Source organism: Nonomuraea sp. NPDC052265 (assembly GCF_044547985.1).
GTDB lineage: Bacteria > Actinomycetota > Actinomycetes > Streptosporangiales > Streptosporangiaceae > Nonomuraea.
Genome location: NZ_JBIUBJ010000012.1, coordinates 246,691 through 271,052, shown reverse-complemented (window position 1 = coordinate 271,052; position 24,362 = coordinate 246,691). Strand labels below are relative to the sequence as shown.

Sequence of the window (24,362 nt, the reverse complement as noted above, 5' to 3'; positions counted from 1 at the left end):
GAGTAGTCACTTCCCGCCCTCCTGCACGGTGTTGAGCACGCGCACGCCCCTGAACAGCGCCGACGGGCATCCGTGGCTGACCGGCGCGACCTGCCCCGGCTGGCCCTTGCCGCAGTTGAAGGCGCCGCCCAGCACGTACGTGCCCGGCCCGCCGACCCCTTCCATCGACTGCCAGAAATCGGTCGTGGTGGCCTGGTAGGCGAAGTCCCTGACCTGCCCGGCCAGCTCCCCGTGCGAGATCCTGTACGCCCGCTGCCCGGTGAACTGGAAGTTGTAGCGCTGCATGTCGATCGACCAGCTCTTGTCGCCCACGATGTACAGGCCGCGCTCCACGCCCGCGATCAGCTCCTCGGTGGAGGGCCCGCCGGCAGCGGCGGCCAGCGACACGTTCGCCATGCGCTGGATCGGCATGTGGCCGGGGGAGTCGGCGAACGCGCACCCGTTGGAGCGCCCGAACCCCTTCATCAGCGCCATCCGCCGGTCGAGCTGGTAGCCCACCAGGACGCCGTCCTTGACGATGTCGAAGCTCTGCCCCCGCACGCCCTCGTCGTCGTAGCCCACCGTGGCCAGGCCGTGGGTGACCGTGCGGTCGCCGGTGACGTTCATCAGCGGCGAGCCGTAGACCAGCTCGCCGAGCTGGTCGAAGGTGGCGAAGCTGGTGCCGGCGTAGGCGGCCTCGTAGCCGAGCGCGCGGTCGAGCTCGGTGGCGTGGCCGATCGACTCGTGGATCGTCAGCCACAGGTTGGACGGGTCGATCACCAGGTCGTAGTCGCCCGCCTCGACCGAGGGCGCGGCCAGCTTCTCGGCCAGCAGCTCCGGCAGCCGGGCCAGCTCGGCCGGCCAGTCCCAGCCCGTGCCGGTCAGGTACTCGTAGCCGCGGCCGACCGGCGGCGCGATCGTGGACATGTCGTCGAAGCCGCCCTCGTGCGCCTTCATCGCGTTGAGCGACGGATGCACGCGCACGCGCTGCTGCGTGGTCACCGTGCCCGAGGTGTCGGCGTAGAACTTCTGCTCCTTGACCTGCAGCAGCCGCGCCGAGACGTGGTCGGCGCCCTTGAGCAGCCCCGCCGACCACTCGGCCAGCAGGCCCACCTTCTCGGAGGCGGGCACCTCGAACGGGTCGACGTCGTAGTCGGAGACCCACACCGCGTCGGCGTGCACCGGCTCCGGCGCCAGCTCGATGGGCTCCCGGTTGACGGGCGCGCTGACCTCGGCCACCCGCACCGCCTGCTCGGCCACGGCGGCGGCGGCCTGCGGGGTCAGGTGGATGCCGGCCGCGAACCCCCATGTGCCACCCTTGACGACGCGCACCGCGTAGCCGAGGTCGTCGGCGTCGAGCGAGCCTTCGAGCCGGGCGTCGTACAGGCGCAGCGTCTCGGCCCTGACGCGTTCGAGCCGGAAGTCGGCGTGCTCGGCGCCGAGGTCGCGAGCGCGTTGCAAGGCGGCGTCCGCGAGCTGCCGCAGCGGCAGTTCCAGGAAATCGGGATCGATCTGGCGCATGTCCACGATCCTAACCCTGTGATCTTGTGCCACCCGGACAAGCGGATACCCGCAAGTAAGAGATAGCGTCAGATGCCATGGCACGCTCTGTACTCGTCACCGGAGGCAATCGCGGCATCGGCCTCGCGATCGCCCGTGAACTCGCCGCGGCCGGCGACGCCGTCGCGGTCACCTACCGATCGGGGGAGCCGCCGGAGGGCCTGTTCGGCGTCCGCTGCGACGTCACCAGCACGGCCGAGGTCGAGGCCGCCTTCGACAAGGTGGAGGCCGAACAGGGGCCGGTCGAGGTCCTCGTCTCCAACGCGGGCATCACCAAGGACACCCTGCTGGCGATGATGAAGGAGGAGACCTTCACCGACGTCATCGACGCCAACCTGACCGGGGCCTACCGCGTGGCCAAGCGCGCCATCAGGCCCATGATGAAGCTCAAGCGCGGCCGCATCGTCCTGATCTCGTCGGTGGTCGGCCTGTCCGGCCAGGCGGGCCAGGCCAACTACGCCGCCTCCAAGGCCGGCCTGGTCGGCTTCGCCCGCTCCCTGGCCCGCGAGTACGGCTCGCGCAACATCACCGTCAACGTGGTCGCGCCCGGCTTCGTGGCCACCGACATGACGGCCGGCCTCGACCAGGAGGCCATCGTCAAGAACATCCCGCTCGGGCGGCAGGCCGCCCCCGCGGAGATCGCGCGCGTCGTCCGCTTCCTGGCCGGCGACGACGCCTCTTACATCACCGGGGCCGTGATCCCGGTCGACGGCGGACTCGGAATGGGGCACTGACGTGGGAATTCTCGAAGGCAAGCGGATCCTCGTGACCGGCGTGCTCACCGACGCCTCCATCGCCTTCTCGGTGGCCAAGCTGGCCCAGGAGGAGGGCGCCACGGTGGTGCTCACCGGGTTCGGCCGGCTGAGCCTGGTCGAGCGCATCGCCAAGCGGCTGCCGCAGACCCCGCCGGTGCTGGAGCTCGACGTCCAGGACACCGACCAGCTCGACACGCTGGCCTCCCGCGTCGGCGAGCACGTCGACGGGCTCGACGGCGTCGTGCACTCCATCGGGTTCGCGCCGCAGAGCGCCCTGGGCGGCAACTTCCTCAACACGCCGTGGGAGGACGTCGCGACCGCCCTGCAGGTCTCCACGTACTCGTTCAAGTCGCTGGCGGTGGCCTGCCTGCCGCTGATGAAGGAGGGCGGCGCGGTCGTCGGCCTCGACTTCGACGCCTCCAAGGCGTGGCCGGTCTACGACTGGATGGGCGTGGCCAAGGCCGGCCTCGAGTCGTGCAGCCGCTACCTCGCCCGCGACCTGGGCAAGCACAACATCCGCGTCAACCTGGTCTCGGCCGGGCCGCTGCGCACGATGGCCGCCAAGTCGATCCCGGGCTTCAAGGAGTTCGAGGAGAGCTGGCCGGAGCGCTCGCCGCTGGGCTGGGACCTGACCGACACGGTCCCGGCCGCCAAGGCGTGCGTGGCGCTCATGTCCGACTGGTTCCCCGCCACGACGGGCGAGATCGTCCACGTCGACGGCGGCGCCCACGCGATCGGCGGCTGAGCCCGCCTCACGCCAGGCGGTGCCTGCCGCTGCCCGCCGGGGCCGGCTCGAACGGGATCGACTCGCTCGGCTCGGCCCGGTGCCGCCGCTGCTGCACGATCCGGGTGGCCAGCACCGCCGACCCCAGCAGGACGATCGTCAGCACCGTGCCCAGCACGTCGCCGGCCGGCGGGCTGGGCCGCACCACCCGCCGGTCGCGCAGCGGCACGGCCAGCTCCCGCGCGAACGGGTTGGGCCACAGCAGCTCCACCCGCGAGTCGTCGGGATCGGCGGTCGGCTCCTCGGCGGTGACCGGCCGCTCGTCCTCCAGCGTGTACGGCCTGTTCTGCGGCGGCGTGGGCGGCTGCGTCGGCAGCGGCGCGGTGTCCTGCTCGGTACGCTCGCGGGGGCGGTCGGTCCGGCGGCGTCCGGCCCCGGTGTCGGTCTCGGGCGAGGTCGTGGGGGTGGGGTGCGGCGTCAGCGACTGGAGCACGCCCTGGTCGTCGCAGGCCAGCACCGGCAGGCACACGTCCTTGAGCGCCTCGGGCACCAGGTCGGTGCCGGTGGGGCTGGGGGAGGGCCGGTCCGAGCCGGCGGGTTTGGCGGGTTTGCCGGTCGGCACGGCGTCGCCGACGGCGCCGAGCACCTCACCGGTGGTGTCCTCGACGCCCTTGGTCACCGGCTCGGTCTTGCCGCCGGTCAGGTCGTCGACCGTGCCCGTGAGCGCGCCGACGACGTCGCACAGTGTGTTGGTCACGCCCGAGAGCAGGCCCCCGTCGCGTGAGCAGTCCTGGGCGGCGGCGGACGCGGCGGGCGCCCACACCGGGATCGCCCCCAGGGCCACCGCGAGCACCCCGGCCGAGATCGCGGTCCTGCTCCCCATCCGTCCCCTCCTGTGTCGCTTCAGGAGGAAATCCTTATGGACAAGACCCGTCAGACGCAGGCTTTTTCCCGGTAAAGTTGCGATTCGGTATCGACTAGTGATACGCGAGACGGATTCTCGTTCCTCGTCAGTCGAGTGAGGACACGTCATCGAGCGCCTCCCGGATCTCGATCGGGAGCACGACGTCCTCGGCCGACAGGATTCCCTTGAGCTGCGTGTGCGTGCGGGCGCCGACGATCGCCGCGGCCACCCCGGGCCGGTCGCGCACCCATGACAGCGCCACCGCCAGCGGTGAGACGCCGAGCCCGTCGGCGGCCGTCATGACCGACTCGACCACGCTGCGCCCGCGGTCGTCGAGGTAGGGCCGGACGAAGTCGGCGAAGTGCGGCGTCGCGGCGCGGGAGTCGGCCGGGACGCCGGTGCGGTACTTGCCGGTCAGCACGCCCCTGCCGAGCGGCGACCAGGCCAGCACCCCCACGTCGAGGTGGGCGGCGGCGGGCAGCAGCTCGCGCTCGGGCTCGCGGGCCAGCAGCGAGTACTCCACCTGGACGGAGGTGATCGGGATGCGGCCCGGGACCGACCTCTGGGTGACCGCGGCGGCGGCGAGCTGCCAGCCCGCGTAGTCGCACACGCCGGCGTAGACGGCCCGGCCCGAGGAGACGATCGCGTCGAGGGCGGCCAGGGTCTCCTCCAGCGGCACCTCGGCGTCGTAGGTGTGGAGCTGCCACAGGTCGACGTAGTCGAGGCCGAGCCGGTTGAGCGACTCGTCGACGGCGGCGATCAGATGGCGCCTGGAGGCGTCGCGCGGCCGGCGGCCGGTCGGCGTGACCACGGCCTTGGTCGAGATCACCAGCTCCGCGCGCGGCACCGAGTCGCGCAGCATGCGGCCGAGCAGCCGTTCGGAGTCGCCGCCGGTGTAGACGTCGGCCGTGTCGACGAGGGTGCCGCCCGCCTCGACGAACGAACGGAGCTGGGCGGCCGCCTCCTCCGGGTCGGTGTCACGGCCCCAGGTCATCGTGCCGAGCCCCAGCCGGGACACCGACAGGCCGCTGCGGCCGACATAGCGCTGCTCCATGATCCCGCCAGGTTACCAAGAACGGGCCCGCCCGCCAGCCCGCCGCTCCAATGTCCTGCCTGGTGAGGACCATGGCCGTGGGTGTATGTGAAGATTTCTCGCAGGTGTGTGGAACGTGGTGATCCGCGCCTGCGACACTTGCTGTGTGACCACCCTTCTGCTGGCCCGCCACGGGCTGACCGACCTCACCGGGCCGGTGCTGGCCGGGCGCACTCCGGGGGTGCACCTGAGCGAGGCCGGCCGGGCGCAGGCCGAGGCGCTGGCCGGGCGCATCGCCGGGGTCCGGCTCGACGCCGTCGTCTCCAGCCCGCTCGAACGGTGCCGCGAGACCGCCGAGGCCGTCGCGAAGGGGCGCGGGGCGGACGTCCGGATCGACGAGCGGCTGATCGAGTGCGGCTACGGCACCTGGACGGGCCGCCCGCTCAAGGAACTCGCCCAGGAGCCGCTGTGGCAGACCGTCCAGGCGCATCCGAGTGCGGTGACATTTCCGGAAGGGGAGTCACTGGCCGATATGCAACATCGGGCGGTCGCCGCGATCCGGGAGTGGAATCAACGCCTCGGGTTGAAGGGTGTCTACCTGGCGTGCACCCACGGAGACGTCATCAAGGCGATCGTGGCGGACGCTCTGGGGCTGCACCTCGATCATTTTCAGCGGATAACAGCCGATCCTGCGGCCCTCACTGTCATTCGCTATGCCCCCTTGCGTCCCTTTGTTCTCAGGATTAACGATATGGGGGAATTGCGGTTGCCTGAGGATTCGGAGGAGAAAGACGGGGGAGAAAACATCACCGGGAGCGATGCCGCCGTCGGCGGTGGACCCGGGACCACGTAAGGTCAGGCTATGCCGGTCTTCGACTACGACCCACCGGAGAGGTTCGTCGCCGGCGCCCTGGGGCAGCCGGGCGCGCGGGTCTTTTTTCTGCAGGCCAGGGCCGAGGGCAGACTGACCACCGTGGCGCTGGAGAAGCTGCAGGTCGCTGCGCTCGCGGGCAGGCTCGACGAGCTGCTCGACGAGGTTCTGCGGCTCAGCGGGGGCACCGCGCACGTGCCCGCGCTGGCCCCGGCCGACCTGGCCGACGAGGCCCCCCTCGACGTGCCGGTCTCGGAGGACTTCCGGGTCGGCACCATGGCGCTGGCCTGGGACGCCGACAACTCCCAGGTGGTGATAGAGGCGCAGGAGGTCATCGACGAGGAGGACCTGGAGGGCCCCGACCCGGCCGTGCTGCGGGTGCGGATCAGCGCGGGGGCGGCGCGCGCCTTCACCCGCAGGGCGCTCCAGATCGTGGCGGCGGGCCGGCCTCCCTGTCCCCTGTGCGGGCAGCCGCTCGACGCCGAAGGCCATGTCTGCGTCCGACTCAACGGCTACCGCGGGGGTGAGGCGGCTTCATGACCGCTCCTGAGAGCGAACCGGCCGTCAAGCCGCCACAAGCGCCGATCATGCAGGAGGAGGAGGCGCTCACGCTGCTGCGCGACGGGCGCCTGGAGGTGGCCGGCCGCCTGGTCGAGGCCACCAACATGACCCTCTACTGCTCGATCAAACTGGGCGGCCGCAGCGCCGCCTGCGTCTACAAGCCCGTACGCGGCGAACGCCCCCTGTGGGACTTCCCCGACGGCACCCTCGCCGCCCGTGAGGTGGCCGCCTACGAGGTCTCCCAGGCCACCGGCTGGCGCATCGTGCCGCCGACCGTCTACCGCGAGGGCCCGTTCGGGCCCGGCATGTGCCAGCTCTGGATCGACACCGAGCGCGAGATCGACCTGATGCGCCTGGTCAAGAGCCGCAACCCGGTGGTGCGCCGGATGGCGGTGTTCGACGCGATCGTCAACAACGCCGACCGCAAGGGCGGTCACCTGCTGCCGCTGCCGACCGGGCACGTCTACGGGGTCGACCACGGCGTCTGCTTCTCGGCCGAGGACAAACTGCGTACCGTGCTGTGGCAGTGGCGGGGCAAGCCGCTGGCGCGCGAGGCGGTGGCGGTGCTGGCCAAGCTGGAGCGCGACCTGGAGTCCGGCTCGCTGGGGCGCCGGCTGCGCGAGCTGCTCACGCCGGCCGAGGTGGAGGCCACCTGGCGGCGGGTCAGGCGGCTGCTGGACACCGGTGTTCACCCGTACCCCTCGGAGGGGTGGCCCGCCGTTCCCTGGCCCCCGATCTGACGACTGGCGGCGGTTTTATACCCTTTGCCCCATGTGCACGCTGATCGTGAGAACCGGGGAGCCGCTGACCCTCATGGGCGTGCGGGACGAGCTCACCGACCGCCCCTGGGAGGCGCCCGGGGAGCACTGGCCCGAGCACCCCGGCGTGATCGGCGGCCGTGACCTCAAGGGAGGCGGCACCTGGATGGCCGTCTCCCCGTCCGCCGGTCGCGCCGCCGCCCTGCTCAACGGTCACGGCAGGCAGGCCCCCGAGACCGCCAGGATCTCCCGCGGCGACCTGGCCCTGATCGCGGTGTCCACGGGCGGCGTGCCGGACGTCGACCTGACCCGCTACGACCCCTTCCACCTCGTGCTCGCCGACCTGTCCGGGGTCCGCCTGTTCAGCTGGGACGGCGACCGCCTCACCGGCTCCGCGCTGCCCGACGGCACCAGCATGGTCGTCAACACCGGCCTCGACCCGGACGCCGAGCGAGTACGGGCGCACCTGCCACGCTTCGCGAGCGCGGCCGACTGGGGAGAGCTGATCACCGGCGCGCACTCCGAGCTGCCGGGCGCCCTCCTGGTCCGGCACACGCTGCCCGACGGCCGCGTCCACGCCTCCCTGTCGGTGATGCGGGTCACCTTGGGGCACGACGACACCGCCTACGAGTTCACGGACCTTACGGCACGGATAGGCTCAAAGGCATGAGATCGTGGTCTGCCCAGAACATCCCGAAGCTCCCAGGTGAGAGCATTCCGCTGCGTCTCTTCGACACGACGACCAAGCAGGTGCGGCAGACCGATCCCGGTCCCACCGCCAGGATGTACGTCTGCGGCATCACCCCCTACGACGCCACCCACCTCGGCCACGCCAACACCTACCACGCCTTCGACCTGGTGGGCCGGATGTGGCGGGACGCCGGTCACGAGGTCCACTACACCCAGAACGCCACCGACGTGGACGACCCGCTGCTGGAGCGGGCCGCCCAGACCGGCGTCGGCTGGCAGGAGCTGGCCGAGCGCGAGATCGAGCTGTTCCGCACCGACATGGAGGCCCTGCGCATCCTGCCGCCCCGCGAGTACGTGGGCGTCACCGAGGTCGTGGGCCACGTCGCCGACCTGATCACTGAGCTCGCCGCCAAGGGCTGCACCTACGACCTCGATGGCGACGTCTACTTCAAGGTGGCCGACGCCCCCAAGTTCGGCCAGGTGTCCGGGTACGACGAGGCCGAGATGCTGGCCCTGTCCGCCGAGCGCGGCGGCGACCCCGACCGGCCGGGCAAGCGGCACCCGCTCGACTGGCTGCTGTGGCGGGCCGAGCGGCCCGGCGAGCCCGCCTGGGAGTCGAGCCTGGGGCGGGGGCGTCCCGGCTGGCACATCGAGTGCACCGCGATCGCGCTGCGCAACCTGGGCCCCGGCTACGACGTGGCGGGCGGCGGCTCCGACCTGATCTTCCCGCACCACGAGTGCGGCGCGTCCGAGGGGCACGCGGCGACGGGGGAGTGGCCGTTCGCCAAGTTCTACACGCACGCGGGCATGGTGGCGCTCGACGGCGAGAAGATGTCGAAGTCCAAGGGCAACCTGGTGTTCGTCAGCCGGCTGCGGCAGGAGCACGACCCGATGGCCGTCCGGCTCGTCCTGCTGGCCCATCACTACCGGGAGGACTGGGAGTACACGCCCGACCGGCTCGCCGCCGCCGAGCGCCGGCTCGCGCTGTGGCGCTCGGCCGTGGCCCTGGAAGGGGCTCCGCGCGCCGAGGAGCTGCTGGCCGCGGTACGCGAGCGGATGGCCGACGACCTCGACTCGCCGGGCGCGCTGGCCGCGATCGACGCCTGGGCCGAGCGGGCGCTGGCCGAGGGCGGGCCGCGGGAGCCGGGCCTGGTCAAGGACCTGACCGACGCCCTGCTCGGCATCGCCCTCTGAATGACCGCTTCCGCACGACCGCTTCCGCACGACCGCTTCCGCACGGCCGCTTTCCGCACGACCGCCCGCCGACCGCCGCCCGCTGACCAACGGGTCGCGCACACCGGCCGGGCATGGTCATGCCATGGTCATGGCATGGTCGTGGGCCGGGCTTTCGCGCCCGGCCCACGACCTCCCGTGGAGTCGCCGATCCCTCGGCGTCCTCCCTCACACACGCAGCTCCTCGAACCTCTCGTTCGCGGCGAGCTCCGCGGTGAACCATTCGATCGTGCGCCGCAGCCCCTCCTTGGCGGGCACCTCGGCCCGCCAGTCCAGCCGCTCGGCGGCCAGCGTGGTGTCGGGCCGGCGCACCTTCGGATCGTCGGCCGGCCGGTCGATGAACTCGATCTCCGAGGCCGAACCGGTCAGGTCGCGGATGAGGGTGGCCAGCTCCAGCATGGTGAGCTCGTCCGGGTTGCCGATGTTGACCGGGCCGGGGAAGTCGCTGCGGGCCATGGCCAGGATGCCCGAGACGGTGTCGTCCACGTAGCAGATCGACCTGGTCTGGGAGCCGTCGCCGGTGATGGTGAGCGGCTCGCCGTTCAGCGACTGCCGGATGAACGTCGGGATCGCCCGGCCGTCGAACGGGCGCATCCGCGGGCCGTAGGTGTTGAAGATGCGCACGATCCCGGTGTCGGTGCCGCGCGACTGCCGGTAGGCGGTGGTCAGCGACTCGGCGAAGCGTTTGGCCTCGTCGTACACGCTGCGCGGGCCGACCGGGTTGACGTTGCCCCAGTACGTCTCCTTCTGCGGGTGCTCCAGCGGGTCGCCGTACACCTCGCTGGTGGACGCGAGGACGAACCGGGCGCCCTTCTCCCTGGCCAGCCCGAGCGCGTGCAGGGTGCCCACGCTGCCCACCCGCAGCGTCTCGATCGGGTAGCGCAGGTAGTCGGCCGGCGAGGCCGCCGAGGCGAAGTGCAGCACGAGGTCCACGTGGCCCGGGACGTGCACGTACCCGGTCAGGTCGCTCTCGATGAGCCGGAAGCCCGGATTGTCCAGCAGGTGCTCGACGTTGCGCGGGCCGCCGGTCAGGAAGCTGTCCATGCAGATGACCTCGGCGCCCTCGGCGAGCAGGCGTTCGCACAGATAGGAACCGAGGAAGCCGGCTCCGCCGGTGACCAGAGCCTTCATGACGTGACCTCCAGAGCTGCGTCGACGACTTCGGACACCTCGATCTTGAGCAGGCCGGGGTCCGGGCGCTGGCCGTGCGGGTCGCCCTTGCGGCCGGCCCACAGGGCCACGTGCCGCCATCCGGGCGGCGGCCCCCACTCCGACGGCGGGACCGGGCCGAACAGCACCACCGACGGCACGCAGAACGCCGTCGCCAGGTGCGCCACCCCCGTGTCGCCGCAGACCACCAGCTTGGCCCGGCTGACCAGGTCGATCAGGTCGGCCAGGCGGGTACGGCCGGCCAGCATGCGCTCCTTCGGCAACCCGGCCAGCTCGGCGACCTTCGTGGCGATCGGCACCTCGTCGGCGTTGCCGGTCACGACCACGTCGTCCAGCGCCGCCGCGACCTCGCCGAACCGCTCGGGCGGCCAGCGCCGCGCCGGGTAGGCGGCGCCCGGATGCACGATCACGGGCCCCGTCCGGTCGGAGATGCCGAGCGTCAGGTCCTCCGGGTCGGTGGGGATGCCGTGCCACTCCAGCAGGCCGCACCAGCGCCGCACCTCGTGCACGCCGTCCTGCCACGGCGGGCCGACGCCGAAGCTGATCAGCCGGGCCGGGTCGGTGGCGCGCAGCGCCTCGATGCTCTGCGGCCCCTTGCCGTGCAGGTTGACCGCGATGTCGGGCCGCTCGAACGGCACCGGGCCGGGCCCGGCCACGTCCACCTGGGCGTCCACCGCGCCGATCAGCGGCAGCAGGGCTTCCAGGGACCTCGGCGCGGCCAGCGTGATCCGGTGCCGGGGAAAGGACTGCCGCAGCGCCCGCAGCGCGGGGACGGCCGTGAGCAGGTCGCCCAGGCCGAGCCCGCGCAGCGCCAGCAGTTCTAGGGCCATGACGTCTCCGTCGAGGGGCAGACGACCAGCTCTCTGACCTCGCACCCGGTCGGCTGCCGGAGCGCGAACACGACGGTCTGGGCGACGTCGGCGGGATCGTTCAGCCCCGCCTCGGGGCCCGGCTTGTACTGCTCGGGACGCCCGTCGAAGAAGCCCGTCCGCATGCCGCCCGGGATCAGCAGGGTCACCCCCACCTCCCCGCGCAGCTCGACCGCCAGCCCCCTGGTGAAGCCGACGACGCCGAACTTCGAGGCCGAGTACGCCGAGGCGTCGCTCAGCGGGCGCAGCCCGAGCGTCGAGGCGCAGGTCACCACCTTGCCGCGGGTCCGCTTCAGGTACGGCAGCGCCGCCCGTACGACGGCGGCCGTGCCGAGCAGGTTGACCTGGATCACCCGCTCCCAGTCGTCGGCCGGCACGTCCTCCAGACGCCCGCAGGCGTCGATTCCGGCCGCGGTGACCACGCCGTCCAGGCCGCCGGCCCGCTCGGCGAGCTCGTGCACGGCCCGCTCGGCCTGCCCGCGGTCGGCCAGGTCGGCGGTGACGTGGTCGAAGCGCTGGTCCGGCTCGCGCACGTCGACGACGAGCGCCCGCCAGCCCTCCTTCTCGACCGCTTCGGCGGTGGCCAGGCCGAGCCCGGAGGCGCCCCCGGTGATCAAAATATTCACTGGATCTCCCTGATCAGATCGCTGGTCGAACGTCCCGGCAGCGTGCTCAGCGCGACGAACTCGGCGCCGAGCCGCTTCAGGACCTCTGACTCGGGCAGGACCTCCCCCTCGTAGTCCCCGCCCTTCACCCACACGTCGGGCCGCAGCAGCTCGATGGACTCGGCCGGGGTGTCCTCCTCGAACACCAGGACCGCGTCCACGCAGCTCAGCGCCCGCAGCACCTCGACCCGGTCACGCGCGTCGACGACGGGCCTGGTCGGGCCCTTCAGCCTGCGCACCGAGTCGTCGGAGTTGACGCAGACGACGAGGGCGTCGCCCAGCGCCCTGGCCCGCCGCAGGAGGCTCACGTGCCCCGCGTGCAACAGGTCGAAACAGCCGCCCGTGGCGATCAGCCGGCCGCCCTGCGCGCGGGTGAGCCTGGCCACCTCCAGCGCGGTGCGCGGCCGGTCGCCGAGCCGCTGTTCCTGGGTCCTGACGGTGGCGGCGCCGCCGCGCTCGACGAAGCGCGAGGCCTCGCCGACGCCGATGGTGACCGCCTCCTCGACGTCCGCGCCGTCGCGCAGCGCGAGCGCCGCGGCGGCGGCGAGCCGGTCGCCCGCGCCGCACGCGTCCTGCCCGGGGGCCGTCACCGGCGGCGGCACCCGGGTCAGCGGGCCGCCCTGGACGGCCAGCGTGGCCCCGTTGCCGCCGGTGGTGACCGCCACGGCCCCGGCGCGCAGCTCCCGCACCAGGCGGCGGGCCGCGTGGTCGGGGCCGCGGTAGCCGTCCGGGCACAACATCCTGGCCTCCGCCTCGCTCGGCGTCACCAGCGCGCAGCCCGGCATCGGCGGCCCGCCCCTGGGATGCGGGTCCCACACGACCGGTACGCGGGCCTCGCGCAGCAGTTCCCTGGCCGTCGCGGCCACGCCCCTGCCGTAGTCGGAGACCAGCACGGCGCCCGCGCGGGCCACCGCAGCCGTGACCTCCTCGGGGACCTCCCCGAGCGGGTCGGTCCGGGCGACGCCGTCGCCGGTGTCGAGCCTGAGCATGGTCTGGCCCCTCGACCTGACCCGGGTCTTGCGCACGGTCCCGCCGTTCAGCGGCAGGCGTACCAGCTCGACCTCCTCCGACAGCAGCGCGCACAGGCGGTGCCCGTCGGGGTCGTCGCCGATCGCCGTGATCAGCACCACGTCCGCGCCGTCCCGCGCGGCCAGCAGCGCGGCCAGGCCCGCGCCGCCGGGGCGGGCGTGCTCGGCCGAGATGTCGACCACCGGGACCGGCGCGTCCGGGCACAGCCGTTCGCTGTCGCCCTCGACGTCCACGTCGAGCAGTGTGTCGCCGATGACGACGAGGGGGCCCATCAGACGGCCTCCTCGATGGCGTCGCAGAGCAGGTGGATCATGGCGAGGTGCACCTCCTGCACGGTGGCCGTCTCCTCGGCGGGCACGGCCACCGCCTCGTCGCACAGCTCGGCCAGCGGGTTCGGCGCGGGCCCGGTCAGCGCCCAGGCGGCGACGCCGACCTCGTGCGCCGCCCTGGCCGCGGCCAGCACGTTCGCGCTGCCGCCGCTGGTCGACAGGCACACCAGCACGTCCCCCGGACGGCCGTGCGCCCGCACCTGGCGGGCGTAGACCTCCTCGTGGCCGAAGTCGTTGGCGATCGCGGTCATCGAGGAGCTGTCGCCGTGCAGCGGGATCGCCGCGTACGGCGGCCGGTCGGCCCTGAAGCGGCCCACCAGCTCGGCCGTCAGGTGCTGGGCCTCGGCCGCCGACCCCCCGTTGCCGCAGGCCAGCAGCCGGCCGCCGGCCGACAGCACGCCGGCCAGCTTCCCGCCCCAGGCACGGATGGTGACCGCGTGCCCGTCGACCTGCTCCAGCGTGTTCCAGAGCTTTTCCAGATGTCTGTCCATGATCATCCCCCCAGAGCCGCCAGGCGGCAGAGCTTGCCGTCGATCACCTGCGTGTACACCGCCTCGGTCTGCTCGGCGATGCGGGACCAGCCGTACCGCTCGCGGGCCCGCCGCGCCCCGGCGGCGCCCAGCGCCTCGCGCCTGCCTCCGTCGGCGAGCACGTCACGCAGTGCCCTGGCCAGCGCCCGCGGGCGGCGCGGGGGGACCAGCACGCCGCAGCCCGCGACCGTGTCCAGATGGCCGCCGACCGCCGAGGCCACGACGGGCACGCCGCAGGCCATCGCCTCGATCGGGACCATCCCGAAGGGCTCGTACCAGGGCACGGTCACCACGACGTCGGCCGAGCGCATCAGCGCGGGCACGTGCGTGCGCGGGACGCTGCCGATCAGGTGCACCCGCTCCCGCAGCCCGTAGGCCGCGGCCAGGTCGCGCAGCCGCTCGGTCTCCTCGTCGTCGTCCGGGCCGCCGCCGGCGATCATCAGGTCGGCCTCCGGGATCTGGCGCAGCGCGGCGATCATGGTGTCCACGCCCTTGCGCGGCACCATCCGGCCGATGCTGAGCACCACCTTGGCGCCCGCGCGCGGCGCGACCGGTCCGTCCGGGCGGAACGCGCTCAGGTCCACCCCGCAGGGCACCACCGTGACGCGCCGTTCGGGGACGCCCATCGCGCACAGCTCGCTCACCTCGTCGCTGCAGGTGGCCAGCACCGCGTCGGCCCGCTTGCCGATCTCGCGCTCGGTGTCGATCCGGTGCGCCGGGCTGGTGTCGGCGTCACCCTGCCAGCGCCGCTTCACCGTCCCGAGCGCGTGGAAGGTCTGCACCACCGGCACGCCCCCGGCGGCCTGCAGCGCCGCCTGGCCGCTCATCCAGAAGTGCGCGTGGGCCACGTCCGGCGGGTTCGCCGCCCACCGGCCGGCCAGGCGTTCGGTGAACTCCGGCATGTACGGCGGCAGCTCGTCCTTGGGGACGACCGCGGCCGGACCGGCCGTGACGTACTCGACCGTGACGCCGGGCGCCATGGTCACCGCGTCGGGCTGCGACCGCGACGAGCGTCTGGTGTGGACGACGACCGTGTGCCCGCGCTCGGCCAGCGCGACGGCCAGTTGCGCGACGTAGACGTTCTGGCCACCGGCGTCCACGCCACCGATCGCCGCCAGCGGATCGGCGTGTTCGGAGATGAGATCGACCTTCACTGCGTCAGCTCCCTCACTGCCTTGACCACCTGCTCACTTGTCACCAGGGACAGGCACGGGTGCCCGGCCACCGGACAGGTGCGCGCCCTGCTTCCCGAGCAGGGCGCCTGCTGGTCGCCGAGCAGCACCGTGGCCACCCCGTACGGGGCCCATCGAGCGGCGGGGACGACAGGGGCGAACAGGCTCACGACCGGCGTGCCGACCGCCGCGGCCAGGTGCGCGGGGCCGGTGTTGCCGGCCACGAGCACGTCGGCGCGTTCGATCACGGCGGCCAGCTCGGCGAGCGTGGTCCTGCCCCCGAGGTCGACTGCCGCGTCGCAGGCCACGTAGGCGGTGAGGTCACGTTCCGTGCCGGTCACGACGACCCGGTGCCCGTCGTCCACCAGCTCCCTGACGGCCTGCCGATGCTTCTCGGCCGGCCACGTTCTGGCGGGGGCTGACGTCCCTGGATGCACCACGACGTACGAGCGTTCATCGGCAGCGGCGCCGACGCCTAGAAGGTGCCCTGTTTCTCGCCCTATATCCGGCAAGGGCCGCCGAACAGCGAGTTTGCCGTCATCACCGGGTGGCAGATCGAACCCGGCCGCCCGCGCGACGGCCAGCATGCGCTCGGGCTCGGGCACGTCGAGCGTCTCGTCCACGACGTGCCGGACGTCCAGGAGCGAGCCGGGGTAGTCGTTGCTGATCGCGCAGACGCGCGGCACGCCGGCCATCCGCAGCAACAGGGCCAGCGGCAGCGCCGACTGGTGGAAGGAGGTCAGGAGCACGGCCTCGTCCACGCCCTTGACCCGGGCGATCAGGTCGGCCACCTGGGCGTTGGAGACGGGGGCGGGGGAGTGGTCGATCCACGGCGCCCGCCACTCGATCACCCGGTCCACGCCGGGCAGCAGTTCGGCGGCGGCTCGGCCGTTCGGACCGGCCAGGAAGACCAGCTCGTCGGCGAGCGTGCGCACGGCGCGGGTGGCGGGGCCGGCCAGCAGGACGTCGCCGGCGTCGTCGAGCCGCGCCACCAGGACGCGTCCCCGGCCGCCGCCGTGCTCCGCCGCCGCCCGGCACGCCGCTGCCTCGGCTGCGCCGGCCGCTGCCGGCGCTGCCCCCGGCGTCGCGGGCCGCCGGGCGCGGGTGGCCCGTCCGGCCTTCGCGTTGCCCCCTGCGGCGTCCGTACGGCCCTGGCCGCACGGTGTCGTCGGCGTGCGACGTCTCATCGCCGCCACCTCCATTCCCCCCGAAGCCGGTGCACGCAGGCGACCGGCGGGATCAGCACGCTGGTGACGGCCATTCGCCACACCTCGCGCGGGGTACGCGGCCCTGGCGCGATGCGCCGCCAGGCGAACTCGGCGGTCATCGCGGCCCAAAGGGCTCCGGCGACCGCCCCCAGCACCGGCAACACCCGCCACCCACCGGCCGCCCGCCGCCCGCCGATCACGCGCCGTCCGCCGATCACGTGCCGGCCGCCGGGCGGGCGGGGCAGGGTGGCGGCCAGGCCGAGGGCGGCGGCGGTCAGGGCGGCAGCGGAGGTGACGGCGTGGCGGCGCAACCGGCCGCCGGAGCCCCCGATGGCCTGACGCCAGCGCGGCCCGTGCAGCCGCCGCATCAGCGCGTCGTCGGCGTTGCCGCGCTGGAAGCGCACGCTCGCCCAGAACCCGTCCTCGCGCACCGGATGCGTGGTCACCCGCTCGCCCACGACCAGCCGGTGCCCCGCCCGCGCCACCCGCAGCGCGATGTCGGCGTCCTCCCGGTAGGCCCGGGGGAAACGTTCGTCGAACCCGCCCGTCCGCTCCAGCACCGAGCGCCGGTAGGCCATGTCGGCCGTCACCCACAGCGCGTCCGCCAGCCCCGCCGTGTGCCGCTCGGCGTCGGTGGGCCGCCGGTCGGCCGGCAGCGGCACCTCGATCCGGCCCTGGCTCCCGGCCACGTCGTCGGGCAGGTCCACCAGGTCCTTCCAGACCGCCTCGGCCCACCCGGGGCGGGGGACCACGTCGTCGTCGAGGAACACCACCCAGGGCGTCCCGGCGGCCCGCCAGCCGGCGTTACGCGCCGCGGCCGGGCCCCGCCCGCCCGAGCGCACGACCCGTACGTGATCGGGCAGCTCCAGCGCGGCGGACCCGGCCCGCCGGTCGTCCACCACGATCACGGGCGCCGCCCGGCCCACCGCCGCCAGCGTCTCCAGCAGCGTGGCGCGGCCGATGGTGGGGATCACGACGGTGATCACGAGGCGAACACCTCCCCGCGCCGCACCAGGTACGGCCCCAGCGCCAGCACGTCCACCGGCGAGGACCCGAAGCACTCCAGCGCGTCCCGGGGATCGTCGACCATCGGCCGGCCGGCGGTGTTCAGGCTCGTGTTGACCACCACCGGCAGCCCCGTACGCGCCTCGAACTCGGTCAGCACCCGCGCCATCAGCGGATCGTCGGCCGGCGAGATCGTCTGGATGCGCGCGGTGCCGTCCACGTGCACCACCGCCGGGATGCGGTCCCGCCAGGGCTCGCGCACGTCGTGCACGAACAGCATGTACGGCGAGGGCACCGGCCCCCGCCCGAAGATCTCCGGCGCCCTGGACTCCAGCACCATGGGCGCGATCGGCCGGAACTGCTCCCGCCCCTTGACGTCGTTGAGCCGTTCGGTGTTGCGCGCGTGCCCCGGATGGGCCAGCAGCGACCGGCGTCCGAGCGCCCGCGGGCCGTACTCGGCGCGGCCCTGGAACCAGGCCACGATCCTGTCGGCGGCCAGCTCGGCGGCCACCGCCGCGCCCAGGTCGGCCGGCCGGGTGTACGGCACCCGCGCCGCGTCCAGCCAGGCGCCCAGCTCCTCGTCGGTGAACCCGCGCCCGAGCGCCGCGCCCGGCATCGGACCGGCCGGCTCGCCGTAGGTCTGCGCCAGGTGCAGCGCGCCGCCCAGCGCCGTGCCGGAGTCGCCCGCGGCCGGCTGGACCCACACCTCCTCGAACGGCCCCTCGTCGAGCAGCCGGGTGTTGGCCACGCAGTTCAGCGCCACCCCGCCGGCCAGCGCGAGCCGCCGTTCGCCGGTGCGCTCGTGCAGCCAGCGGGCCAGCTCCAGCAGCACCTCCTCCAGCCGGGCCTGCACGCTGGCGGCCAGGTCGGCGTGGTCGGAGGTCCAGGGCTCGCCCTTGTCCAGGGCCTTGACGTAGACGTTCCAGTCGACCGGTTCGACGCGGAAGCCGCCGTCGCCGGTCGGATAGATGATCTCGCGCAGCGACTCCAGGTGGCGCGGCCGGCCGTAGGAGGCCATGGCCATGACCTTGTACTCGTCGCTGGAACGCAGGAAGCCCAGGTGCTGGGTGACGTCCTCGTACATCAGGCCGAGGGAGTGCGGCAGCTCCTGGGCGGCCAGCACCTCCAGCTCGCCGTCACGGTAGCGGCCGGCGAGGTGGGAGACGTTCTCGCCGCGTCCGTCGCACACCAGCACCGCGCAGTCCCGCCAGGGGGAGGCCAGGCCCGCCGAGGCGGCGTGCGCCACGTGGTGCGGAACGTAGGAGACCTGCCCGGGGTCCAGGCCCGGCAGCGCGGTCGCCAGGAAGGCGGGCGCCCTGACGGCGTACTTCGTCCGCAGATCCTCCCAGTCGCCCTCGGGCCGCTGGACGACCAGGCCCGGGTCGTAGGAGTAGGCGACGGCGTCCAGATCCTCCGGGGACAGGCCCGCCTCGTCCAGGCACCAGGCGGCGGCCAGCTCGGGCAGCTCCCACGCGGAGAACGCCAGCGGCCGTTTGCCGTGCTTGCGGCGGCTGAAGCGCTCCTCCTCCGCCGCGGCCACGATCTTCCCGTCGACGACCAGGGCCGCGGCCGGGTCGTGGAAGATCGCGTTGATGCCGAGAAACTTCATCGTTTCCTCCCCCGCAGATGTCGAGAACCGCTACCGAGAGAAGCGGCTCTCAAACATGCGGCGACCTCGGGAGATGCGAAAACGGCGGTAATCGCCTGGGATTGGTCACTCTGAGTAGTTGTTTGCCGGTTGGTGGCCCGGGTAGCTGCCGGACATGCGACGGAGGTGAAAGGTGTTCGAAAAGCGACGTCCCGGGGCCGTCCTCTTCGACCGGGACGGAACCTTGATCAAAGACGTGCCGTACAACGGCGACCCGCGCCTCGTCGAACCCATGCCGGGAGCGGTCGAGGCGCTCGGCAGGCTCCGCCGGGCCGACGTGCCCGTCGCGGTGGTCACCAACCAGTCGGGCGTGGCCAAGGGCCTGCTCTCACCGGACGAGATGGACCAGGTGAACGCCAGGGTGGAGGAGCTGCTCGGGCCGTTCGACGCGTGGGCCATCTGCGTGCACGACGACGCCGACGGCTGCACCTGCCGCAAGCCGGCGCCGGGGCTGGTGATCAGGGCGGCCGCCGTCCTCGACGTGAGTCCGCGCGACTGCGTGGTGGTCGGCGACATCGGCAGGGACATGGAGGCGGCCAGGGCCGCGGGGGCCCGGGGCATCCTCGTTCCGACGCTGCAGACGCTGGAGGAGGAGATCGAGCAGGCGGCCGAGGTCGCCGAGGATCTGACCGACGTCGTCGAGCGGGTGCTGAGCGCGCCCGAGGCGCCCGTGGCGGCGGCCGCGGCCGCGCCCTGGGCCAGGGCCATGGGCTGGAGCCGCTGGTGAACATCCTCATCTGGCACGTCCACGGATCGTGGACCAGTGCCTTCGTCCAGGGCGGCCACGACTACGTGCTGCCGCTCGTCCCCGGCCGCGGTCCCGACGGCCGCGGGCGCGCCGCCACCTACGACTGGCCGGACAACGCCCGCGAGGTGCCGTACGACCGGATCCGCGACGAGCCGGTCGACGTCGTCGTCTACCAGCGGCCGTACGAGATCGACCTGGCCCGCGACTGGCTCGGCCGCCGGGTCCCCGGCGTGTACGTCGAGCACAACACCCCGGCCGGAGACGTCCCGCGCACCCGGCATCCGCTGTCCGGCCAGGACGACGTCACGATCGTGCACGTGACCCACTTCAACGAGCTGTTCTGGGACAACGGCCGGGCCCGCACCCGTGTGATCGAGCACGGCGTCCCCGACCCCGGCCACCTGTACACCGGCGAGCTGGCGAGGGCCGGCGTCGTGGTCAACGAGCCGGTACGCCGTACCAGGGTCGCCGGCACCGACCTGCTGCCGCGCTTCGCCGAGCGCGTGCCGCTGGACGTGTTCGGCATGAAGGTGGACGGCCTGCCGTACGGCACCTACGAGGACCTGCCGCAGCACGTCATGCACGCCGCCCTGGCCCGCAGGCGCGCCTACCTGCACCCCTACCGCTGGACGTCGCTGGGCCTGGCCCTCGTCGAGGCCATGACCCTCGGCCTGCCGGTCGTGGCGCTGGCCACGACCGAGGCCGTCGAGGCGGTGCCGCAGGAGGCCGGGGTGATCTCCACCGACGTGGACGTGCTGGCCGACGCCCTGCACGCGTTCGTCACCGATCCGGAGCGGGCCGCCCAGGCGGGCAAGGCCGCGCGCGCCGCCGCCCTGGCCCGGTACGGCCTGCCCCGGTTCCTGCGGGACTGGGACCGGTTGCTGGCCGAGGTATGACGCCGGAAGGCATGGGTAGGCGCGATGGGCATGATGATGCTCACCTGGTCACGCAGGGCAGCCTGCCTGGAACTGGACCCCGAACTGTTCTTCCCGATCTCGCTCGAAGGGCCCGGCCGCTCACAGGTCGAGAAGGCCAAGACGATCTGCGGCCGGTGCCCCGTGCGTCAGCCCTGCCTGGAGTACGCGCTGGACACCAGGCAGGCGCACGGCGTGTGGGGCGGCACCGACCCCGAGCAGCGGCGGGAGCTCACTTCGACGGCAGTGCCTCGGCAAGGAAACGTTCCCGCTCCTCAGCTTCGAGGTGGTCGCTGAACAGCACCCCGTCGAGATGGTCGGTCTCGTGCTGCAGCACCCTCGCCAGCACGCCCAGCGCCCGTAGCGTCACGGGCTTGCCGAACATGTCGCGGCCGCGCGCCGTGACCATGTAGGAGCGTTCCAGTGGACGCCATACGCCCGGCGCGGACAGGCACGCCTCGTCGGCGGTGATCCGCCGCTCCGACAACTCCAGCCGCGGGTTGACCAGATGCCCCGAACGGCCGTCGTAGGAGTAGACGACCACCCGCACCGGCTCGCCGATCTGCGGGGCCGACAGGCCCGCCCGGCCGGCTCCCGCCCGCAGGGTCAGCGTCAGGGACTTCACCAGGCGGCGCAGCTCCCGGTCGAAGTCGTGGACCGGCTCCGCGACCGCGCGGAGCACCGGATCGTCGAACACGCGAATAGGCCGGACCGTCACCCGCAACTCCCCGAAACGCCGCGATCATCATGCGGAACGGTTCCCGTCGCCGGATCCCCTCAATCCTGAAGGCCGTGCCTTGTAGCACAGCGGTAACAGAGGAGACCCAGGGGTGAAACCACCCGAAAGCAGGATCTGAGGGTGATCTCACTTGCGTCGTCCGCGCCTGTGATGCCTGGCCGGGCGCTCGGGGCCCGGCCAGGCCGGGCCGCCCGCCCGGAGGTACCGGCATGACCGCCCCGCCCCCCGCCGCAGGCCCCCCGAACCGCCCGCCCGCACCCCCTACGGCCCTGCCGGGCCTCCCGCCCGGCGGATCGTCCCCCGTCACGGCGGGCCTCGCGCCAGGTGGATCGTCCCCTGAGACGGCGCCCGACGCGCTGGCCGGGTTCACCATCGGGGTGACCGCCACGCGGCGGCGCGAGGAGTTCGGCGCGCTGCTGGAGCGGCGCGGCGCCCGCGTCGTCAGTGCCCCCGCCATCCGCCTGGTGCCCCTGGCCGAGGACGCCGACCTGCTCGCCGCCACCCGCCACACCCTCCAGGCCCCCCTGGACGACGTGGTCGTCACCACCGGCGTCGGCTTCCGCGGCTGGATGGCCGCCGCCGAAGGGTGGGGCCTGTCCGCCGACCTCGGCGAACACCTGGCCGGGGCGCGCCTGCTCACCCGCGGCCCCAAGGCCAGAGGAGCCGTACGGGCCGCCGGGCTGGCCGACCACTGGACGCCCGCCACCGAGTCCTGCGACGAGGTCAAGGAGTACCTGCTCGCCCAGGACCTGCGCGGCCGCCGCATCGCGGTGCAGCAGCACGGCGAGCCGCTCACCGCCTTCGTGGCCGACCTGCGCGCGGCCGGGGCCGAGGTGATCGAGATCCCGGTCTACCGGTGGCTGCCCTACCGCGACATCTCGCCCCTGCGCCGCCTGATCAGCCAGACCGTCTCCGGCGCGGTGGACGCGGTGGCCTTCACCAGCGCGCCCGCCGTCCACGCCATGCTCGGGGCGGCCCGGTCCGACGGGCTGGAGGACGCGCTGCTGGCCGCGTTCGGCGGTCCCGTCGTGGCCGCGTGCGTGGGGCCGGTGACGGCCGAGCCGCTGACCTCGCGTGGCGTACGCGCCCTGCTGCCCGACCGTTCGCGGCTCGGGGCCCTGGCCCGCGTCCTGGCCAGGCATCTGCCCGAGCACGGCGTCACCCGGCTGGTGGCGGGCGGGCACCGGCTGGAGATCCGCGGCCACGCCGTCGTCGTGGACGGCGACCTGCGTCCCCTCCCGCCCGCGCCGATGGCGGTGCTCAAACGCCTGGCCGACAAGCCGGGCCACGTGGTCTCCCGCGCCGACCTGCGTACGGTCCTGCCGGGCAGCACCGCCCGCGACTCGGCCGAGCACGCGGTGGAGATGGCCGTCACCCGCCTGCGCCGCGCCCTGGGCCCGAGCGGCGTCGTCGAGACGGTCGTCAAGCGCGGTTACCGCCTGGCCTGCTCCCACCGCGAGCCCACCGCATGACCCTCCACCGGCCCACCGGACCCGTGCCGGGCGGGGGACCCGCTTCCGTGCCGGGCGGGGGGCCCGCTCATGCGCCGGTGGCCGGACCTCCGCCCACGCTGGTGCTGGCCGCGCACGGCACGCGCAGCGCGGCGGGGGAGCGGACCCTCGCCGCGCTGGCCGGCTCGGTCCGCCGGGCCCGTCCGGGGCACCGGGTCGAGCTGGGCTTCCTGGAGATCAGCGGGCCGCCGCTCGCCGACGTCCTGCCCGCCGTCCACGGGCCGGTGGTCGTCGTGCCGTTGCTGCTGGCCGGTGGCTACCACGTGCACATCGACCTGCCGGAGGTGATCGCCGCCCGCCGTCCGGACGCGCTGGTCGCCGGCCCGCTGGGGCCGCACAGCCTGCTGACCTCGGCGCTCGCCCGCACGCTGGACCGAGCCGGGCTGCGCGGGGCGGACACGGTGATCCTGGCCGCGGCGGGCTCCTCGGACCCCGCCGGGCTCGCCGACGTGCGCGCCGCGGCCCGCCGGCTCGCGGTACGCCTGTCGCGCCCGGTCACGGCGGCCTTCGCCGCGTCGGGCACGCCGTCCCTGCCCGGCGCGGTGGATCGGGCGCGCGTGAGGTCCGGTGGCCGGGTGCTGGTCGCCTCGTACGTGCTGGCCCCCGGCTTCTTCCACGACCGGCTGGCCGGCGCGGGCGCCGACCTGGTCACCGCCCCGCTCGCCCCGGACCCCGCCGTGACCGCCCTGATCTGGCACCGCTTCGACGAAGCACTCGAACGTCGGCGGCCGGCCCCGGCACCCGCGTCGATGCAGGCCCGGGCCGTGGTGCACCCGTCGGCGCCGCGGCCCGGCGGTCAGCCGTCGGTGTCGCGGTCGCGCCGCCGCAGGTAGCGCTCGAACTCGGCGGCGATCGCGTCTCCGCTGGCCTCGGGCAGCTCGGCGGCGTCCTTGCGCTCTTCCAGCTCCTTGACGTATTCGGCCACCTCGCTGTCCTGCGAGGCCAGCTCGTCGACGCCGCGCTCCCAGGCCCGCGCCTCCTCGTCGAGGTCGCCGAGCGGCATCGGGATCTCCAGCACGTCCTCCATGCGGCGCAGCAGCGCGAGGGTCGCCTTGGGGTTGGGCGGCTGGGCGACGTAGTGGGGCACCGAGGCCCACAGGGAGATCGCGTCGAGCCCGGCCTCGCCGAAGGCGTGCTGGAGCACGCCGACGATGCCGGTGGGGCCCTCGTAGCGGCTGAGCTCCAGGTTGGTGGAACGGGCCAGCGCCTCGTCGGTGGCCCCGCCCAGGATCGGCACGGGACGGGTGTGCGGCGAGTCGTTGAGCAGCGCCCCCAGCATCACCGCCAGCTCGACGCCCAGCTCGCGGCAGACCGAGACGATGTCGGCGCAGAACGAGCGCCAGCGCATGTTGGGCTCGATGCCGCGCAGCAGCACGACGTCGCGCTCGCTGCCCGGCGGACGGGCGTGGAACAGCCGGGTGGTCGGCCACACGATGGACCGGGTCAGCCCGTCGCCCATCTCCACCACGGGACGGGTGACCTGGAAGTCGTAGTAGTCGTCGGGGTCGAGCGCGATCAGCGGCTCGGCCTTCCAGGACGACTCGAGATGGGCGATCACACCGCTGGAAGCCTCGCCCGCGTCGTTCCACCCCTCGAACGCGGCAATGAGCACCGGGTCGACGAGCTCGGGGAGCCCTTCGAGCTCGATCACGTGTCGCCTCCTCTCTCCCTCATCGCGCTAAGCCTATGCGGTAAGCATGCGTCGGCGTCACCGATCTCCCCGCGAACGCTCCGAGCCACCGGCCTACCCCTTTCGC

General features: G+C 73.5%; 26 protein-coding genes. 12 read left to right on the top strand and 14 right to left on the bottom strand.

Translation table 11 applies throughout. The features are described 5' to 3' along the window. Positions 1–6 precede the first annotated feature (6 nt). Complete coding sequence (locus tag ACIHAD_RS31575) at positions 7–1,500, bottom strand: TldD/PmbA family protein (RefSeq protein WP_397358307.1); 1,494 nt, start codon at positions 1,498–1,500, stop codon at positions 7–9. Positions 1,501–1,577: 77 nt separating this feature from the next. Here ACIHAD_RS31575 and ACIHAD_RS31570 point away from each other — a divergent pair, with 77 nt between their 5' ends. Together ACIHAD_RS31570 and fabI are read left to right on the top strand one after the other, a co-directional pair. Next, the gene (locus ACIHAD_RS31570) at positions 1,578–2,273 is read left to right on the top strand and encodes a beta-ketoacyl-ACP reductase (protein ID WP_397358306.1); all 696 of its coding nucleotides are present in this window, start codon (positions 1,578–1,580) and stop codon (positions 2,271–2,273) included. 1 nt (position 2,274) lies between these two features. Then, positions 2,275–3,039: an enoyl-ACP reductase FabI gene (gene fabI / locus ACIHAD_RS31565; protein WP_357710763.1), complete on the top strand. Its 765-nt coding sequence runs from the start codon at positions 2,275–2,277 to the stop codon at positions 3,037–3,039. Positions 3,040–3,046: 7 nt separating this feature from the next. Here the strand turns inward: fabI and ACIHAD_RS31560 are convergent, their stop codons facing one another. Next, the gene (locus ACIHAD_RS31560; protein ID WP_397358305.1) at positions 3,047–3,901 is read right to left on the bottom strand and encodes a hypothetical protein; all 855 of its coding nucleotides are present in this window, start codon (positions 3,899–3,901) and stop codon (positions 3,047–3,049) included. A 127-nt stretch (positions 3,902–4,028) separates the two neighbouring features. Further along, a complete protein-coding gene (locus ACIHAD_RS31555; protein ID WP_397358304.1) occupies positions 4,029–4,976 on the bottom strand; it encodes an aldo/keto reductase in 948 nt (315 codons plus the stop codon). A 145-nt stretch (positions 4,977–5,121) separates the two neighbouring features. Here ACIHAD_RS31555 and ACIHAD_RS31550 point away from each other — a divergent pair, with 145 nt between their 5' ends. Genes ACIHAD_RS31550 through mshC form a run of 5 tightly spaced genes read left to right on the top strand, consistent with a single transcriptional unit; the run spans position 5,122 to position 9,029 of the window. Continuing rightward, positions 5,122–5,808: a histidine phosphatase family protein gene (locus ACIHAD_RS31550; protein ID WP_397358303.1), complete on the top strand. Its 687-nt coding sequence runs from the start codon at positions 5,122–5,124 to the stop codon at positions 5,806–5,808. A gap of 9 nt (positions 5,809–5,817) precedes the next feature. Further along, positions 5,818–6,366, top strand: a complete 549-nt coding sequence (locus ACIHAD_RS31545; protein WP_397358302.1) for a DUF3090 domain-containing protein — start codon at positions 5,818–5,820, stop codon at positions 6,364–6,366. Further along, a complete protein-coding gene (locus tag ACIHAD_RS31540) occupies positions 6,363–7,127 on the top strand; it encodes an SCO1664 family protein (RefSeq protein ID WP_397358301.1) in 765 nt (254 codons plus the stop codon). Before ACIHAD_RS31545 ends, ACIHAD_RS31540 begins: the two co-directional genes overlap by 4 nt. Positions 7,128–7,158: 31 nt before the next feature. Then, a complete protein-coding gene (locus tag ACIHAD_RS31535) occupies positions 7,159–7,815 on the top strand; it encodes an NRDE family protein (RefSeq protein WP_397358300.1) in 657 nt (218 codons plus the stop codon). Then, positions 7,812–9,029 (top strand): cysteine--1-D-myo-inosityl 2-amino-2-deoxy-alpha-D-glucopyranoside ligase, encoded by a 1,218-nt coding sequence (mshC, locus tag ACIHAD_RS31530; protein WP_397358299.1) that lies wholly within the window; start codon positions 7,812–7,814, stop codon positions 9,027–9,029. Before ACIHAD_RS31535 ends, mshC begins: the two co-directional genes overlap by 4 nt. A gap of 207 nt (positions 9,030–9,236) precedes the next feature. Here the strand turns inward: mshC and ACIHAD_RS31525 are convergent, their stop codons facing one another. The 9 genes from ACIHAD_RS31525 to ACIHAD_RS31485 are packed head-to-tail and all read right to left on the bottom strand — an operon-like array spanning position 9,237 to position 18,654. Then, positions 9,237–10,199, bottom strand: a complete 963-nt coding sequence (locus tag ACIHAD_RS31525; RefSeq protein ID WP_397358298.1) for a UDP-glucuronic acid decarboxylase family protein — start codon at positions 10,197–10,199, stop codon at positions 9,237–9,239. Then, complete coding sequence (locus tag ACIHAD_RS31520) at positions 10,196–11,068, bottom strand: glycosyltransferase family 9 protein (protein ID WP_397358297.1); 873 nt, start codon at positions 11,066–11,068, stop codon at positions 10,196–10,198. Before ACIHAD_RS31520 ends, ACIHAD_RS31525 begins: the two co-directional genes overlap by 4 nt. Then, entirely contained in the window at positions 11,059–11,733 is a 675-nt protein-coding gene (locus ACIHAD_RS31515; RefSeq protein ID WP_397358296.1) for an SDR family oxidoreductase, read from the bottom strand. Before ACIHAD_RS31515 ends, ACIHAD_RS31520 begins: the two co-directional genes overlap by 10 nt. Then, positions 11,730–13,073 (bottom strand): PfkB family carbohydrate kinase, encoded by a 1,344-nt coding sequence (locus ACIHAD_RS31510; RefSeq protein ID WP_397358295.1) that lies wholly within the window; start codon positions 13,071–13,073, stop codon positions 11,730–11,732. Before ACIHAD_RS31510 ends, ACIHAD_RS31515 begins: the two co-directional genes overlap by 4 nt. Continuing rightward, on the bottom strand, positions 13,073–13,621 hold the full coding sequence (locus ACIHAD_RS31505) for an SIS domain-containing protein (protein ID WP_397358294.1): 549 nt from the start codon (positions 13,619–13,621) through the stop codon (positions 13,073–13,075). The genes ACIHAD_RS31510 and ACIHAD_RS31505 overlap by 1 nt, the downstream gene beginning before the upstream one ends. 2 nt (positions 13,622–13,623) lie before the next feature. After that, complete coding sequence (locus ACIHAD_RS31500) at positions 13,624–14,814, bottom strand: glycosyltransferase (RefSeq protein WP_397358293.1); 1,191 nt, start codon at positions 14,812–14,814, stop codon at positions 13,624–13,626. Next, positions 14,811–16,019, bottom strand: a complete 1,209-nt coding sequence (locus tag ACIHAD_RS31495; protein WP_397358292.1) for a glycosyltransferase family 9 protein — start codon at positions 16,017–16,019, stop codon at positions 14,811–14,813. Before ACIHAD_RS31495 ends, ACIHAD_RS31500 begins: the two co-directional genes overlap by 4 nt. Next, positions 16,016–17,026 carry a glycosyltransferase family 2 protein gene (locus ACIHAD_RS31490; protein ID WP_397358291.1) on the bottom strand — a complete coding sequence of 337 codons (1,011 nt, stop codon included), beginning with the start codon at positions 17,024–17,026 and terminating at the stop codon, positions 16,016–16,018. Before ACIHAD_RS31490 ends, ACIHAD_RS31495 begins: the two co-directional genes overlap by 4 nt. After that, positions 17,023–18,654, bottom strand: coding sequence for a carbamoyltransferase (locus tag ACIHAD_RS31485; RefSeq protein ID WP_397358290.1), 1,632 nt, complete (start codon positions 18,652–18,654; stop codon positions 17,023–17,025). The genes ACIHAD_RS31490 and ACIHAD_RS31485 overlap by 4 nt, the downstream gene beginning before the upstream one ends. Before the next feature lie 172 nt (positions 18,655–18,826). On the opposite strand from ACIHAD_RS31485, the gene ACIHAD_RS31480 reads away from it, so the two are divergent. Genes ACIHAD_RS31480 through ACIHAD_RS31470 form a run of 3 tightly spaced genes read left to right on the top strand, consistent with a single transcriptional unit; the run spans position 18,827 to position 20,652 of the window. Next, complete coding sequence (locus ACIHAD_RS31480; RefSeq protein WP_397358289.1) at positions 18,827–19,420, top strand: D-glycero-alpha-D-manno-heptose-1,7-bisphosphate 7-phosphatase; 594 nt, start codon at positions 18,827–18,829, stop codon at positions 19,418–19,420. Continuing rightward, a complete protein-coding gene (locus ACIHAD_RS31475; RefSeq protein WP_397358288.1) occupies positions 19,417–20,337 on the top strand; it encodes a glycosyltransferase in 921 nt (306 codons plus the stop codon). Before ACIHAD_RS31480 ends, ACIHAD_RS31475 begins: the two co-directional genes overlap by 4 nt. 30 nt (positions 20,338–20,367) lie before the next feature. Continuing rightward, positions 20,368–20,652, top strand: coding sequence for a WhiB family transcriptional regulator (locus ACIHAD_RS31470; RefSeq protein WP_397358347.1), 285 nt, complete (start codon positions 20,368–20,370; stop codon positions 20,650–20,652). Here ACIHAD_RS31470 and ACIHAD_RS31465 read toward each other — a convergent pair. Next, positions 20,588–21,052, bottom strand: coding sequence for a peptide deformylase (locus ACIHAD_RS31465; RefSeq protein WP_397358287.1), 465 nt, complete (start codon positions 21,050–21,052; stop codon positions 20,588–20,590). The genes ACIHAD_RS31470 and ACIHAD_RS31465 overlap by 65 nt on opposite strands. Positions 21,053–21,303: 251 nt before the next feature. Here ACIHAD_RS31465 and ACIHAD_RS31460 point away from each other — a divergent pair, with 251 nt between their 5' ends. Beyond that, positions 21,304–22,566, top strand: coding sequence for a uroporphyrinogen-III synthase (locus ACIHAD_RS31460; RefSeq protein WP_397358286.1), 1,263 nt, complete (start codon positions 21,304–21,306; stop codon positions 22,564–22,566). 77 nt (positions 22,567–22,643) lie between these two features. After that, positions 22,644–23,438, top strand: a complete 795-nt coding sequence (locus ACIHAD_RS31455; RefSeq protein ID WP_397358285.1) for a sirohydrochlorin chelatase — start codon at positions 22,644–22,646, stop codon at positions 23,436–23,438. Here ACIHAD_RS31455 and ACIHAD_RS31450 read toward each other — a convergent pair. After that, complete coding sequence (locus ACIHAD_RS31450) at positions 23,402–24,256, bottom strand: PAC2 family protein (protein ID WP_397358284.1); 855 nt, start codon at positions 24,254–24,256, stop codon at positions 23,402–23,404. The two genes, ACIHAD_RS31455 and ACIHAD_RS31450, sit on opposite strands and share 37 nt — an antisense overlap. Between the last annotated feature and the right edge of the window lie 106 nt (positions 24,257–24,362).